This window comes from Brucella sp. IR068 (assembly GCF_049065885.1).
Taxonomy (GTDB): Bacteria; Pseudomonadota; Alphaproteobacteria; order Rhizobiales; family Rhizobiaceae; genus Brucella; species Brucella intermedia.
Window position 1 is genome coordinate 282,741 of sequence record NZ_JBAKHE010000003.1, and the last position, 14,206, is coordinate 296,946.

Sequence of the window (14,206 nt, forward strand, 5' to 3'; positions counted from 1 at the left end):
GCATCCAACACAAAACGCGGCATTTGCATGAAATCAACGCGCTCGGCGATGAACTATCCAGCCTCAAACACTGGCGATTGGAACGCCTATTGGGGCGCTTCCCCGATGCGACATTTGCGATTGCTATGGCGTCATGTGCAGCTTTCGGTTCCAAACCGAAAAAACAAGGCAAATCTTGTCGCCACAGCTGGAAGCTTCCAGACTTTGAAGCCCGATGATCTGCCGCTCGTTTGCGTGGTGCGCAATGCAGCAGCCTACATCAAATCCTTTTTGCGCTATTATCGCGAGATGGGTATTACGCGCTTCATCGTCGTTGACGACCGGTCCGACGATGGGACGGCTGAAATATTATCCAGCGCCCCTGATGTGGATCTGTACTCCTCGAGCATTCGTTATGCAGAGGCCGACCGCGGCCGTGTCTGGCGCGATGCTTTGTTCAATCTGTATGGGCGCGGACGCTGGTATCTGTCTGTCGATGCCGATGAGTTCTTCGTGTTTCCAAGAATGGAGCAGCGGAATATCCGCTCGTTTATCGAGGAACTGGAGCAGAATGGAATTCGCCGATGCCTGGCGCCGATGATCGATATGTATCCCGGCGGTTTGCTGCGCGAAGGGGTTTTTGTCGATGATGGGACCAGATATCCATTCGAGGTGTCCTCACATTTCGATGGCGACGGCTATACGGTGACGCCGGAAAAGTTTGGCGTAGCTGTGCGTGGTGGACCGCGTTTGCGCCTGTTCGGACGCAGCATGCGCCTTTCAAAATTCCCGCTGATTTGGGTCGACGGGAAAACGGATTATCGCCGAGGCAGCATTCACGGGCCGGGACCGTGTTTCCGTAATTTTCTACCCGCTACCGGGGCTCTTCTCCATTATCGGTTTTCATCGCTCTCGGTCAGCGAATTCAAACGTATCGCCTCGGAAAAGAGCCACGCGGGCGGGGCCGAACATTATCGGGCAATCGTTGAAAACGAGCGTTTTTCGGATGACCTGTCACTCGTTTACGAAGGCTCGTTGCAATACACAGGCCCTGCCGGTCTCGTTGAACGTGGCTTCATGGCCGATTTGCGAGATATAAAGCCGGCGGCGGGACCGAAGTGCCGCATTAGCGCGTAAAGGTCTTACGCAGGAACTGCAGCAACATATCATTGCGCCTGATCGTAAGGCGCGGAATGCCGAATGGATCGTCAGTTGGTCTTGCGCGGCGTTTTTCCGTCGTCGTCGCGTTTGTATAACCTGCCGCTTCGACGATCTTGCGTGTCGCTGCGTTTTCTCCACCGTAAGGATAGGCGAAAGACGTGACTTCGCTGCCGAGCACGTCCTCGATCCTTGTCCGCGATTGGTGAATCTGCGCTATGGCATCCTTTTCGCTCGCGTCTGGAAGTAAGATATGGTCGAGCGTGTGCGAACCAACTTCATGCCCGAGCGTTGCCCATTCTCGCAATTCCGCAACGCTCATGCAGGTGGCGCGCGCAACGCCGATCTTCTGATCCCAAAGATTGAAACCGCCAATCTGGTTGGCGACGAAATAGTTTGTGGCGGTGAAGCCGAACTCCTGCAACACGGGCAGGGCGTTGCGGAAGACGTTCTCGAAACCATCGTCAAAGGTGATGACAGCAACTTTGCCCTGCTTTTTGCCGTAGATGTAAGGCAGTGCGTCCCGCACCGACAGGCCGCGATACCCCAGCCTTTTCAGCCACGCCATCTGCTGGCGAAAGCGATCCGGATGAACGATCATGCTGCGATAGGGGGCGCGGTGCGTCGGCGGCACGTCTATCTGGTGATAAAGAAGAATCGGAACGGGCAAGAGAACCTCAAACAGCTGCGCGCGAGCGCGATTTTATCTTCCAGCGATAGAGCGGGCGCAAGATTTCACGCTTCAGCTTGTCTGGCAGGGAACGCGATTTCTGGATCGTACTGCCGCCCAGCTGCACCGATATTTCTTTCACGCCGCCCGGAAGGACGGACAGTGGTTTAATCCCGGTGACCCAGTTCATTTGCGCGGTGGTGTCTACAGGGCGGTCGAAGACTTCGGTTGCCGAGAGCAGCCGTTGCGCGGCTTCCCGCCCGACAAGCTGCGCCACCATGCCGAGGCCGACCGGCACCGGCTCGATGATGCGCGCACCTTCCGTCGTCAGAACCACCCGGCCGCTTTCCCGCTCGCGAAAGGGAAAGCGGATAAAACTGTCGGCTTTGAGAAGCTGGCATGCGGCGGAATAGGCTGCGGCAAATTCCGGCGTCAGTTCCACATCATCTTCCAGCACCAATCCTGCGTCCAGTCCTTGATCGACAATAGCCTGCCAGGCCTTCCGGTGCGAAAGGAAACAGGCAATTTCATTGGTGCTGAGTTGAAATGGATAGCGGGGCTTGTGTGCCGACCGCCGATAGACACGGCTGATCGTTTGCGCATCGAGCGTGCGGCCGTCGACAGCGTTGACGACGTCTGTTTCAATCGGCAGCTTTCGAATAAGCGCTTCGACCTGGGGCTGGCGGTCGGTGGCGCGCTCCAGATGGATGATGAAAGCCTTGACGGCCCTCTGCGGGCCGTCACTCGCGGTAATGTCAAGACGCGTTTCGTTCATGGTCCCTATTTACCTTGGAACACATGGAAAAGCTCCAGGAATTTTGCAGATCAGACAGGCTGCCAGCCCGGCTCGATACGATCGGCTTCCGCCCGCCACAAATCGGCGTAGTCGACATTCTGCCAATCCTTGAACCACGGCCCGCCGCGCGTATAATGGACGACTTTCGGCAGTCCGGTTTCCGGCTTCTCGTTCCAGCCTTCAAGCCAGTTGTAATCCGTCGGCAACGCACCGATTTCATCGTCGGCAGCCCACTGCATACGGTGCAGATAGGCCCCGCTTTCGCGGTTGACCAGTTCGGGCGTCAGCTTGCGCGTCGAAGGATGCTCGCAGTTGAACAGCATGCAGGAAGACCAGTTCTTGCGCGGATAGCTGGTCTGCACCTTGCCATCCATCTTCACGCTGTCTTTGGGCTGATAATCGTGCTGAACGCAATAAACGGCTTTCGAAGGATCGTTATAGGATTGAAGGCCAGCAATATCGCCGAGGAAAAGGAAGTCGCAATCGCAAAAAAGTGCCCAGCCCCTATAGCCCGCAAGCCATGGCGTGAAAAAGCGCGAATAGGTAAACTCAGTCGACGCCAGCGGGTCGACTTCTCGCGTGTAGGCTCCCTGTTCCACAAGATCCTGCAGCTTGATCGGCACGATTTCCAACGGAATAGAGGAATGCTTCAACGCCGATGCTTTGGCGACGTCGTATGCGATGGGCTCGCGAGAATCCCACCCGATGAAAATGCGCAACGGTTCACTCATTCATATGCTCCTTTAAAGCGATTGCCTCGTGATCGTTCTCACGCCTTCTGCCGAAAATTATAGGTATGTGCAGCGTCATTGAATAAGGCTGATACGCCCGGACTCGACCTTTTGCTCAACCCAGCTGCGCTCATCCCCCCAGGTGTGACGTTTCCATCCTTCCCAGGTGAAGCCGCAGATTTTCACGTCCCAGCTTTCCTGCGGGCACTTTTCGAGCATGTACCAGATGCCAAAAAAACCAGTACTTGGAAAGACTTTGCTTATGTTCTCTTCGGTTACGCCCAGCTCTTTGCACCCGGCCAGATAGAACTGGGGCGGCATGATCCGGATTTCCTTGCCGGCAGAACCGACAACCTCAATGGTCTGCATGGTCCAGTCACCGCGCCGTCCCTTGAGGCGGGAAAGGAAATTCGGGCGGGGGTGATATTTGCGGATGATGCTGGGATGATAGGCCAGCATCACTTCCTTGGCCGCCTTGAAGGTGGGTGTCTGTACGAAGCCCGGATCGCGCAGACGCCGCTGCATGGGCTTGCTGGAGGTTGCCAGCATCAGGAGATCCGTCCGGGTGCCACTCATGCCGATTGATTGTTTGGGTTCATTGAAACGGACAACAAAATCCGCTGCATCCACTTCGGCGGAAAGATCGCGCGGCAAAGGCGCGTTGCCGACGATGATCAAGGTCTTTTTCATGCACTCCAACTCAAAATAGAACGAACCACGGCCGACTGTGAAATAGCAGGCATATCTAAACCAGAATTACATAATGAATGCGATATTTGGAGACTATTTCTCGGAAGAAATTGAAATCCGGTGGAAATGCTGGGATTTCGCTGCGATCACGGCTGCCATGCAGGAAATGCACTTCTCAAACGGCACAGGAAGGCGGAAGCTCACACTCGGGAGGAAGATAAAAAAAGGGGATGCCACAATGAATCTTCGTACCCACTTCCATCGCTGGATGCAATATCGCGAAAACGTTCGCGAACTCAGCGGCTGCACAGACCGCGAGCTTTCCGATCTGGGGCTTTCCCGTACAGATATTCATCGCGTTGCTCGCGAAGCCGCTTTCGCGTGAACATGTCAGGGTCGTTGTTCTTTTGGAAACGCGACCCTGAACCGATCCGCAGGAAACCTCCAAAACTTACACATCGCCCGGTTTCTTGAAACGGATGTGAATGTTGTCGCTTGCGAGGTCGAAGCCAGCATAGTTACGCTGAAAGGCAATGAGCGCATCATTGACGCCCTTTGAATAATCGTCTTCCTGCACGTCGATATGGTGCCGGTAGAGTATCCTGTCGTCCTTATAGAATATAACCTGACCTTCCATCATAGCCTCCTTCTGATGACGCGCAGAGCAGAAATCCGTCGGCGGTTTCAGGCGTCATGCGCTTTGAAACGGGTGGGTAGAGCAATATTCTACACACGGGCCTATGGCTGAAGTGGTGCCGAAGGCACTTATCCAGTCGGTATGTCTATCTGAGATAGGCGATATGGCGGGTGTTTCAAGATGATGCAGCGCCGGTTCGGGCTTTGCTGAGCTCGAGCCATGCCCGAGCGGCGTGAGACAGGAATGCACCTTTCCGCCAGATCAACGCCAGATGCCAGCTCACGTCCGCACCATTGATCTTGTGAATGCGCACGCCGGGGTGATGCCGCTGTTCCGCGATCATTTTCGGCAGAAAGCCGATCCCCATGCCCGCTGCCACCAGTTCAACGATGAAGTCGATCTGGCTGGAACGGACCGCCACGTTCGGAGAGAATCCATGCGAACGACATGCATCGAGGATGATATGATTGAGGGCAAAGCCGCTCTCGAAAAGAATGAAAGGCAGGCTGGCGATATCGCGCAGCGAAACGCCATCGCCTTGTGCCTTCGCGTGATCGGTCGGGAGCAGCGCCACAACCGGTTCGCATCGCACATCCTGCCATTCGAAACTGTCTCCAACCGGCAGAAGCGAAGCCGCGAGTTCCACATCGCCCGCCAGCAGCAGTTCCTCCAGCCTTCTGCTGCCGTGCTCGACCAGTTGAATGTCGATCTGCGGATAAAGCTTCGTATAGGCTGCGAAAACGGGCGCAAAAAGCACGCTGGAGCCGATGGGCGGCAGGCCGAGCCTCAGGAGGCCGCGCTTGAGGCCGCGCAATTCATTGAGCTCGGCCAACATGTCGTCCTTTTCCGCCAGCATCGCGAGCGCGCGACGGAAGACGATCTCGCCAGCCGCAGTGAGCCGCGAGGGCGAAACTTCACGATCAAGCAGGATCAGCCCCAATTCGTCCTCAAGTTGCCTGACCGCCTTGCTGACGGTCGATTGGGTCGCGTTGATGGCTTTTGCGGCAGCGGAGAAGCCGCCCTGCCGCACCACTTCGACAAATGCCTGGAAGCTGCGCAAATTCATGAGCCATTCTATTACGGAATAGCTGCAATGAAATCAATTCATTTCTAGAATAGCACCTCCCCGCCTATATTCATCGATGAAAATGCCTCAGTTCCTATTGGAAAAGCACATGAACGCCCACAGCCTCTTGATCCGGTTTCGTTACGTATTGCATCACAGCCGCCTGATGCAGATCGCGACGCTGGTTGGCTTCTGGCTGGCGGGTGAGTTCTTCGTTCGCCTGGTCGGCCTCCCGCTTCCCGGTGGCATTGTCGGCATGGCGCTGGTGCTGGCTCTCCTTCTGAGCGGGCGCATCAGCCTCTTCAGCATGAAGCGCGGGGCGGAGTGGTTCCTGGCGGAGATGCTGCTCTTCTTCGTTCCTGCGGTTCTTGCGGTCCTTGAGCATCAGGAATTGATAGGCCTGCTCGGCCTCAAGATCATGGCCGTGATTTTGCTGGGCACATTGACGGTGATGAGCGTCACCGCATTGACGGTCGACCTCTGCTACCGGTGGAGCCTGCGTTATGTCGCTAAGTAACCCGCTTGTAGCGACGCTTTTCTGGTCCGCCGCAACGATCCTGCTTTATCTCGCGGCCAAGCGCGTCTATCGCCGTTTTCCCCTGTGGTGGCTGACACCGCTTGCCGTCACGCCCCTGTTGCTGATGGCGCTCGTCATGGGGCTCAACCAGAACTATCGCGGCTATTTCAGCGCCACCCACTGGCTGGTCGCGCTGTTGGGACCTGCAACCGTTGCCTTTGCAATTCCGATCTATCAGCAGCGTGCCACGATCCGCCGCTATTGGCCGGTGCTTCTGGCAGGGGTGGTGGTGGGAAGTTCGTCGGCAATGGCTTCCGCATGGGGACTGGCACATCTGTTGGGACTCAATGAAGCTATCAGCCTCAGCCTGATGCCCCGCTCGATGAGTACGCCATTTGCGATGACGGTTTCCGGCGACATTGGCGGCACGCCGGATCTGACTGCCATCTTTGTGGTGCTCACCGGCGTGTTTGGCGCGGCGATGGGCGAAGTCATGCTCAACTGGCTGCCCATCCGCTCGGCGCTGGCACGCGGAGCCCTTTTCGGCATGGGCGCCCACGGCGCCGGTGTTGCGAAGGCGCATCAGATCGGCAGCGAGGAAGGTTCCATTGCCGGATTGGTCATGGTGCTTGTAGGACTGGTGAATGTGCTGGCCGCGCCTCTGATCGCTCACTTTCTATAAACGCCCGGAAACCGGCGTCTTATGGGCGTGGGCACTTTCATGAAAACAATTGGTTAGAGTGGTTTTGAACGGACCTGTGAAAACAGAACCGCTCCAGGGGCCTTGCCTTTTTCTTGAGCGTCAACGTCTTTGCATAACTGATATGCATTAATGGTCGTTGCTGCTGAGGGAGGTGCCGGGTAAACATCTCTTCATCGAGTTCACTCCTCCTCCCAGAACTCGATAAGGAATACGGCACTCCTCCTCCCAAGCCGTATTCAAGATCAGGCCGCGCATCCTCCTCCCGCGCGGCCTTTTTCTTTTTCAGCTTCCCCTATTTGTTCTGATGCGTTGACAATGCGTAACCGCGCAAGCCCATAGGCAAGCCGCGGCCTCTACTCTATTTCTGGTCCAGGTTCTGAAATCGGGAAGAAGCGTCCATGACAAGCGGCATCCACCACATCACCCTCATCACCAGAAAAGTGCAGGCGAATGTCGATTTCTACGTCGGCTTTCTGGGGCTGCGCATCGTCAAGCAGACGGGTGGATTCGAGGATGCCGAGCAGCTCCACCTGTTCTACGGGGATCGTACCGGCACACCCGGATCGCTGGTCACGTTTCTGGTTTGGGAGGATGGCTCCAGGGGCCGCGTCGGTCATGGACAGGTTGGTGAAATTGCGCTGGCTATAGATCGAACTGCCATCGGTTTCTGGCTGGAACGCGCGCTGCGCTATCATGTGCCGTCCGAAGGGCCGGTGCAGGAATTCGGCGAACCGGTCCTGCGCCTGCGCGATCCTGACGGAGTGATCGTGAAGCTGGTCGGCTGCGATCTTGCGGCCAATGATGCCTGGGAAAGCGAGGGCATACCGGCCGCTTTCGCGGTCAGGCGCTTGCGGGCCGCGACCGTCCTGTCCGAAACCCCGGAGCAGACTGCCCGTTTCATCGAGCGTCATTTCGGTTTCCGATCCGTGGCGAAAGAAGGCACGATAGAGCGTCTCTTGTCGGATTCGGGCGACGCCATCGATGTGCGCGACGCAGGCGGCTTCTGGCCGGGCATTCCGGGTACGGGCATCGCCGACCATGTTGCTTTTCGTGCCGCTGACGCGGGTGAAGTGGAAAGGGGGGAGAAGGAGCTTTCAAAGCTCAATTCCAGTGCCGTCAATGTGCACGACCGCAAATATTTCACTTCGCTCTATGTGCGCGAACCGGCCGGAACGCTGTTCGAATTTGCAACCGATGCGCCGGGCTTCACGATAGACGAGCCGGTTGAAGAACTGGGGAAATTTCTGTTCGTGCCGCCGGGCAATGAGGAAAAGGCGGATGCGATCCGGGTACGGATGCCGCAATTCGCTCTGCCGGGCGAGGAGCGAGTGATCTACCGCGACCTGCCTTTCATTCACCGGATACACCAGCCGGAAGATGCCGATGGCAGCACGCTGGTGCTCCTGCACGGCACTGGCGGAAACGAAAATGACCTGATGCCCTTCGCCCGTAAGGTGGCGCCGCGCGCAACCCTTCTGGGCGTGCGTGGACGCAGCACGGAAGAGGGTATCCAGCGCTGGTTCCGCCGCTTTGACCTCAAGCGGTTCGATCAGGCCGACATCCGGTTTGAAGCCGAAGCATTCCAGGCTTTCGTGGAGGGAGCCGTTGCTGCCTATGGCATCGATCCGGGCCGGACGGCATTCATCGGGAACTCCAACGGCGCCAATCTGCTGGCCGCATTCATGCGCCTGCATCCGCACGTGGTTCGCACGGCGATCCTTCTGCGCGGGCAGGAAGTTCTGGAAGAACAGCCCGAAGGGGCGGATTTGTCCGATGCTTCGGTGCTTCTGATGAAAGGTGCTTCCGATCCTTTTGGCGACGAGGCCGGAACGCTGGAAAAAGTCCTGCGAGAAGATGGAGCGGCGCTTGCCGTCAGCACGGTTGCAGCGGGCCATGCGCTCATCGATGAAGATATCCGCATCGCAAGCGACTGGCTTCGAGACAAGATATAAGTAAAAGGGCTGCGGAGAGTTCCGCAGCCCTTTTTATATTAATCAAGCGGTTTCAGGTTTCGCTCGATAGCTTCACGCTTTCCTTCAAGGAAAGGCGGAAGCGACAGGCTTTCGCCAAGGCTTTCCAGTGGTTCGTCAACCGCGAAGCCGGGGCCGTCCGTGGCGATTTCAAACAGGATGCCGTTCGGCTCGCGGAAGTAGAGTGAGCGGAAATAATAGCGCTCCACCTCGCCGCTTGACGGCATGCGAACGGACCGCAGGCGCTCGACCCATTCCTGCATGCTTTCCTGATCCGGTGTGCGAAATGCGACGTGATGTACGGCGCCTGCACCCTGCCACGCGGTCGGCAGATTCGGCTGTACGGCCACATGCAACTCTGCAGCGGGGCCGCCCGGTCCCATCGAGAAGACATGGACATGGCCTTCGCCATCGGGTGAAGCATAGTCGCCGGTCTGACGCATGTTCATCACTTTTTCCAGGATGATCTGGGTCGGCGCCAATTCGGGAACACTGAGCGTGATCGGACCGAGCCCCCTGATCTGCCTTTCCACGGGAACCGGGCTTCGTGCCCAGCTATGCGCTTCACCCGCGCCGCCGTCATCGGTCAGGCGCAGCCGCTGCCCCTCGGGGTCCTCGAAATCGAGAACGGCGCGTCCTGCAGCTTCGAAAATGCCGCCCGTCTGGACGCCCTTCTCAGTCAGATGCTTTCGCCACCATTCAAGACTTTCGACCCCGTTCACGCGCAAGCCGGTGCGGGCGACGCTATTGGTGCCGCGCTGTTCGCGCTGTACCGGCCAGTCGAAAAAGGTGATGTCGGTACCGGGCGAAGCCAGCCCGTCCGCATAGAACAGGTGGTAGGCGCTTGTGTCGTCCTGGTTGACGGTCTTCTTGACGAGCCGAAGCCCGAGCGTGTCGGTGTAGAAGCGCCGGTTGCCGGGCGCATCGGCGGTAATGGCTGTCAGATGGTGCAGCCCTGTCAGTTCCAATGCCATATGTGTGCCTCCTTCAGAAACGGAGTTGCTGTTGGCGGATATATCGGGCAGGGCTGACTGCGGGGAAAGTATCAGCTGTTGAACAGTGTGTAACCCATAAGCCGCAACCGCTGGTCTTTCGACAACGGTGGATAATTGGGGGCTTGGCAGAAGGTTTCACGTAAAGAATATGTTAACCTTCAAAATTCGGGTGTAAGAGCCCTGCTGGCGTAGTGTTAGGGAGTATGGTTTTGCGGCGCATTTTTTCTTGGTCTGCCCCTGCGTTGCTTGTTCTAGTATCTCTGCTCACCGGTTGCGCCAGCCGCCCTGAAGGTGTGCTCGTTCCAATCGGCGATACTGCCTCTCCCGGCACGACGAAGGTCAACCTCGTCGTCGCGACCACCCGCCGCCCGTCTGATAACCCGGGCATTCTTTTCTCCGGCGAGCGCGACAAGCTCGTATCGCTCAATGAGATCGTCGTATCCATTCCCCCGGAGAAAAACCGCAAGGCGGGTGAAGTGCAGTGGCCGAAGAAGCTGCCGCCCAATCCGCAGAAGGATTTCACCACCGTCAGTGTGACGCCGGTCAAGACCGATGTGGAAATGGCAGGCTGGGTTCGTCCGCACCTGACCAAGAGCCGCCGCGTGATGGTGTTCGTGCACGGTTTCAACAATACGTTTGAGGATTCCGTCTACCGTTTCGCGCAGATCGTGCATGATTCGGGCGCCGATGTAGCACCGGTCATTTTCACCTGGCCGTCGCGCGCCAGCGTGTTCGATTATAACTACGACAAGGAAAGCACCAACTATTCCCGCGATGCGCTGGAGCAGATCCTGCGAGCCATCGTGCGCGAGCCCGAGGTCAAGGATATCACGGTCATGGCCCACTCCATGGGCAGTTGGCTGACGGTCGAGGCCCTGCGGCAGATGGCTATTCGCGATGGTCGTGTGAATGCCAAGATCACGGATGTCATTCTGGCCTCGCCCGATCTCGACGTCGATGTGTTCTCGAAGCAGTTTCTTGCTATGGGCAAGCAGCATCCCCGTTTCACATTGTTCACCTCGCGGGACGACAAGGCGCTTGCATTGTCCCGGCGCATTTCGGGCAATATCGACCGCCTGGGCCAGATAGACCCGTCGATCGAGCCTTATCGTTCCGAACTGGAAAGAGCGGGCATCACCGTCATCGATCTGACGCAGCTCAAGGCGGGAGACCGTCTCAACCATGGCAAGTTTGCCGCGAGCCCGGAAGTCGTGCAGCTGATCGGCAAGCGTCTCGTCGCGGGCCAGACCATCACGGATTCGCAGGTTGGCCTCGGCGATCGTCTGGGTGCAGTCGCGATAGGGACGGCGCAGGGTGTCGGGACGGCGGCTTCGCTGGTGGTCACGGCGCCGATTGCGGTGTTCGATCCCAATACGCGCAAAACCTATGACGAGCAGATTGATCGTTTCGGTCGTGCTGTCGGCAATACGGTTGGCGCGGTGACGATCCCGACGCAGTGAGGCAGTCGGGAAGGCATCTGCCTCGGCAGTTGTCATATTTAAGCTGACGCTGTAGGACTCGCGGCCAACAATTTCGGTCGCGAGGAGGACCTCATGCAGATCATCCGCACCATAGAGGAGTTGCGTCAGGCTCTGGCGCCCGCAAGGCGGGCTGGAAAACGCATCGGCTTTGTGCCGACCATGGGCTATCTCCATAAAGGCCATCTTGAACTGGTTCATCGATCCAGGGCGGAAAACGATGTGACTGTCGTGTCCATCTTCGTCAATCCATTGCAGTTCGGCGCAAATGAAGACCTCGACAAATATCCTCGGGATCTGGAGCGCGACGCAACTCTGCTGCGCGGGGCCAGTGTCGATTATCTTTTCGCGCCAGCGGTCAGCGACATGTATCCGCGTCCCATGCAGACGGTTGTGGATGTACCCACGCTCGGCAACCAGATGGAAGGCGAGGCGCGTCCCGGCCACTTCGCCGGTGTCGCGACGGTGGTCAGCAAGCTCTTCAATATCGTAGGGCCGGATACTGCTTATTTCGGCGAGAAGGACTTTCAGCAACTCGTCATCATCCGCCGCATGGTGGAAGACATGGCCATTCCGGTGCGCGTCGTCGGCGTCGAGACCGTGCGTGAGGATGACGGCCTCGCCTGTTCGTCGCGCAATGTCTATCTGACGCCAGAACAGCGCGCAGCCGCCGTCATCGTGCCGAAAGCGCTCGACGAGGCTGAGCGCCTCTATCGCTCCGGCATGGATGATCCTGATGCGGTGGAAGCCGCAATTCGCGCCTTCATCGCTACCGAACCGCTGGCAACGCCCGAAGTAGTCGCGTTGCGCGACCCTGAAACCCTGGAACGCCTGACAGCTGTACAGGGGCGCCCGGTTCTCATTGCGCTGTTCGTTCGTCTCGGCGCGACGCGGCTTCTCGATAACCGCGTCATCGCACATGTCGCACAGGAAAGGGCAGCCTGAAATGAGCGCACCCGTCAAACAGAAGCGGCTGACGCCTAAATCCATCCAGGCCATGAAGGGCGAACGCCCCATTGTCAGCCTGACCGCCTATACGACGCCGATTGCGCGGCTGCTCGATCCGCATTGCGACCTGCTGCTGGTCGGCGACTCGCTCGGCATGGTGCTCTACGGCCTGGATTCCACTCTTGCCGTAACGCTCGACATGATGATCGCCCATGGGCAGGCGGTGATGCGCGGCGTGGAGAAGGCCTGTGTTATCGTCGATATGCCGTTCGGTTCCTATCAGGAATCGAAGGAACAGGCGTTCCGTAACGCTGCGCGCGTCATGCAGGAAACCGGCTGCGACGGCGTGAAGCTCGAAGGCGGCGAGGAGATGGCGGAAACGGTTGCTTTCCTCGTCAAGCGCGGCATTCCCGTGTTCGGCCATGTCGGTCTGATGCCGCAGCAGGTCAACACGGTCGGCGGCTTCCGCTCGCTCGGACGCGGTGATGAAGAGGCCGACCAAATTCGCCGCGATGCACAGGCCATTGCCGATGCGGGCGCTTTTGCGCTGGTGATCGAAGGCACGGTGGAGCCGCTGGCGCGTGAGATCACCGCATCGCTTGCCATCCCAACGGTCGGCATCGGGGCATCTGCTGCCTGCGATGGACAAATATTGGTTTCAGACGACATGCTGGGGCTTTTTCAGGATTTCACGCCGCGCTTCGTGAAGCGTTTTGCGCATCTGGCGCCAGAGGTCTCGGATGCGGCCAAAGCCTATGCCGAGGAGGTGCGGGCGCGCGCTTTTCCGGGGCCGGAACATGTTTTCGGAGCAGGGAACAAGGCTTAAGCGCTGAAAGCTGTGGCCGGTAACGCGCAGCGCCTTGTATTCGTTGCTCAATCACGTTCAATGCCGGAAGTGTTTTCTGGAGCGGCCGTGACTGACGATATTGCCCATACTGAATTGATAGCCGTGCTGGCAGCTGTTACCGGCGAACAGCCGCGCGTCATGACCGTGCGGGGAGGGCAGGCCCTGCCATCCGGTCCGTTCGAGAGCGAGCATCGTTCTCTGCAAGCAGGCCTGCGCGCCTGGGTGCAGTCGGAAACCGCACATCCGGTCGGATATCTGGAGCAGCTCTACACCTTTGCCGATCGGGACCGACATGCACAGGGCGAGCGTATCATCTCAATCAGCTATCTGGGCCTGGTACGCGAAAGCGACGCCGCTGCGGGGCAGGCTGGATGGCGCGGCTGGTATGATTATCTGCCGTGGGAAGATCACCGCCAGGGCGAACCGCCCATCATGGAACACCTCAACAACGCGCTGCTCGTCTGGGCCTACCGGGCAGAGACGCCCGAACTGACGGCGCAGCGCATGCGGCGGATCGCCTTCACCTTCGGCTTTGAGAGCGGAGATTGGAGCGGGCGCTGGAATGAAGACCTTGTGCTGCAACGCTATGAGCTGCTGTTCGAGGCTGGTCTGGTGGCCGAGGCCGGTATGCAGGAAGATGAGAACGGTCGCTCCATGTTTGCCGATCATCGTCGCATCCTTGCCACGGCGATTGCGCGGCTGCGCGCCAAGATCAAATATCGCCCGGTGGTCTTCGAGCTGATGCCGGAAAGTTTCACCCTGCTGCAATTGCAGCGCACCGTCGAAGCGCTGGCGGGTCTGCGCCTGCACAAGCAGAATTTCCGCCGCCTGATCGAACAGCAGGATCTGGTCGAAGAGACCGGCGAAAGCCACAGCGAAACCGGCGGACGCCCGGCAAAGCTCTTCCGTTTCCGCTACTCGATTGTCGAGGAACGCGCCCTTTCCGAGCGTCATCTGGCTGGAGCCAAGCTGCCAATCTCCCGCGATTGACAATATGCTCGAATCGAGTATAAGGTTGCGA

16 protein-coding genes are annotated in these 14,206 nt (G+C 58.2%); 9 read left to right on the top strand and 7 right to left on the bottom strand.

From position 1 onward, the window contains the following. The first annotated feature begins 27 nt into the window (after positions 1-27). Positions 28-1,116: a glycosyltransferase family 2 protein gene (locus ACOWVS_RS07070; RefSeq protein WP_025089711.1), complete on the top strand. Its 1,089-nt coding sequence runs from the start codon at positions 28-30 to the stop codon at positions 1,114-1,116. Here ACOWVS_RS07070 and ACOWVS_RS07075 read toward each other — a convergent pair. The 4 genes from ACOWVS_RS07075 to ACOWVS_RS07090 form a co-directional block, all read right to left on the bottom strand. Continuing rightward, positions 1,106-1,807, bottom strand: coding sequence for a polysaccharide deacetylase family protein (locus ACOWVS_RS07075; protein ID WP_021586239.1), 702 nt, complete (start codon positions 1,805-1,807; stop codon positions 1,106-1,108). The genes ACOWVS_RS07070 and ACOWVS_RS07075 overlap by 11 nt on opposite strands. Before the next feature lie 7 nt (positions 1,808-1,814). Continuing rightward, entirely contained in the window at positions 1,815-2,582 is a 768-nt protein-coding gene (locus tag ACOWVS_RS07080; protein WP_021586238.1) for a glycosyltransferase family 25 protein, read from the bottom strand. 50 nt (positions 2,583-2,632) lie between these two features. Further along, positions 2,633-3,334 carry a glycosyltransferase gene (locus ACOWVS_RS07085; protein WP_075041775.1) on the bottom strand — a complete coding sequence of 234 codons (702 nt, stop codon included), beginning with the start codon at positions 3,332-3,334 and terminating at the stop codon, positions 2,633-2,635. 75 nt (positions 3,335-3,409) lie between these two features. After that, the gene (locus ACOWVS_RS07090) at positions 3,410-4,024 is read right to left on the bottom strand and encodes a glycosyltransferase family 29 protein (RefSeq protein ID WP_021586236.1); all 615 of its coding nucleotides are present in this window, start codon (positions 4,022-4,024) and stop codon (positions 3,410-3,412) included. Between the two features lie 238 nt (positions 4,025-4,262). On the opposite strand from ACOWVS_RS07090, the gene ACOWVS_RS07095 reads away from it, so the two are divergent. Next, positions 4,263-4,409, top strand: coding sequence for a DUF1127 domain-containing protein (locus ACOWVS_RS07095; RefSeq protein ID WP_022568352.1), 147 nt, complete (start codon positions 4,263-4,265; stop codon positions 4,407-4,409). A 66-nt stretch (positions 4,410-4,475) separates the two neighbouring features. Here the strand turns inward: ACOWVS_RS07095 and ACOWVS_RS07100 are convergent, their stop codons facing one another. Both ACOWVS_RS07100 and ACOWVS_RS07105 read right to left on the bottom strand, forming a co-directional pair. Continuing rightward, on the bottom strand, positions 4,476-4,661 hold the full coding sequence (locus ACOWVS_RS07100) for a hypothetical protein (protein WP_021586234.1): 186 nt from the start codon (positions 4,659-4,661) through the stop codon (positions 4,476-4,478). A 175-nt stretch (positions 4,662-4,836) separates the two neighbouring features. Continuing rightward, the gene (locus ACOWVS_RS07105; RefSeq protein ID WP_021586233.1) at positions 4,837-5,727 is read right to left on the bottom strand and encodes a LysR family transcriptional regulator; all 891 of its coding nucleotides are present in this window, start codon (positions 5,725-5,727) and stop codon (positions 4,837-4,839) included. A gap of 109 nt (positions 5,728-5,836) precedes the next feature. Between ACOWVS_RS07105 and ACOWVS_RS07110 the strand changes: the two genes are divergently transcribed. The 3 genes from ACOWVS_RS07110 (at position 5,837) to ACOWVS_RS07120 (ending at position 8,899) form a co-directional block, all read left to right on the top strand. Continuing rightward, positions 5,837-6,244, top strand: a complete 408-nt coding sequence (locus tag ACOWVS_RS07110) for a CidA/LrgA family protein (RefSeq protein ID WP_021586232.1) — start codon at positions 5,837-5,839, stop codon at positions 6,242-6,244. Beyond that, on the top strand, positions 6,231-6,926 hold the full coding sequence (locus ACOWVS_RS07115; RefSeq protein ID WP_021586231.1) for an LrgB family protein: 696 nt from the start codon (positions 6,231-6,233) through the stop codon (positions 6,924-6,926). The genes ACOWVS_RS07110 and ACOWVS_RS07115 overlap by 14 nt, the downstream gene beginning before the upstream one ends. A 419-nt stretch (positions 6,927-7,345) precedes the next feature. Beyond that, positions 7,346-8,899 (top strand): VOC family protein, encoded by a 1,554-nt coding sequence (locus tag ACOWVS_RS07120; protein ID WP_021586230.1) that lies wholly within the window; start codon positions 7,346-7,348, stop codon positions 8,897-8,899. Positions 8,900-8,937: 38 nt separating this feature from the next. Here the strand turns inward: ACOWVS_RS07120 and ACOWVS_RS07125 are convergent, their stop codons facing one another. Next, positions 8,938-9,891 (bottom strand): ring-cleaving dioxygenase, encoded by a 954-nt coding sequence (locus ACOWVS_RS07125; protein ID WP_021586229.1) that lies wholly within the window; start codon positions 9,889-9,891, stop codon positions 8,938-8,940. A gap of 224 nt (positions 9,892-10,115) precedes the next feature. Here ACOWVS_RS07125 and ACOWVS_RS07130 point away from each other — a divergent pair, with 224 nt between their 5' ends. The 4 genes from ACOWVS_RS07130 (at position 10,116) to ACOWVS_RS07145 (ending at position 14,175) form a co-directional block, all read left to right on the top strand. Continuing rightward, entirely contained in the window at positions 10,116-11,372 is a 1,257-nt protein-coding gene (locus ACOWVS_RS07130) for an alpha/beta hydrolase (protein ID WP_031346485.1), read from the top strand. Between the two features lie 93 nt (positions 11,373-11,465). Next, positions 11,466-12,335 (top strand): pantoate--beta-alanine ligase, encoded by an 870-nt coding sequence (gene panC / locus ACOWVS_RS07135; protein WP_021586227.1) that lies wholly within the window; start codon positions 11,466-11,468, stop codon positions 12,333-12,335. Position 12,336: 1 nt separating this feature from the next. Beyond that, positions 12,337-13,164, top strand: coding sequence for a 3-methyl-2-oxobutanoate hydroxymethyltransferase (gene panB, locus ACOWVS_RS07140; protein ID WP_021586226.1), 828 nt, complete (start codon positions 12,337-12,339; stop codon positions 13,162-13,164). Positions 13,165-13,224: 60 nt separating this feature from the next. Beyond that, on the top strand, positions 13,225-14,175 hold the full coding sequence (locus ACOWVS_RS07145; protein WP_025089709.1) for an NUDIX hydrolase: 951 nt from the start codon (positions 13,225-13,227) through the stop codon (positions 14,173-14,175). Positions 14,176-14,206 lie beyond the last annotated feature (31 nt).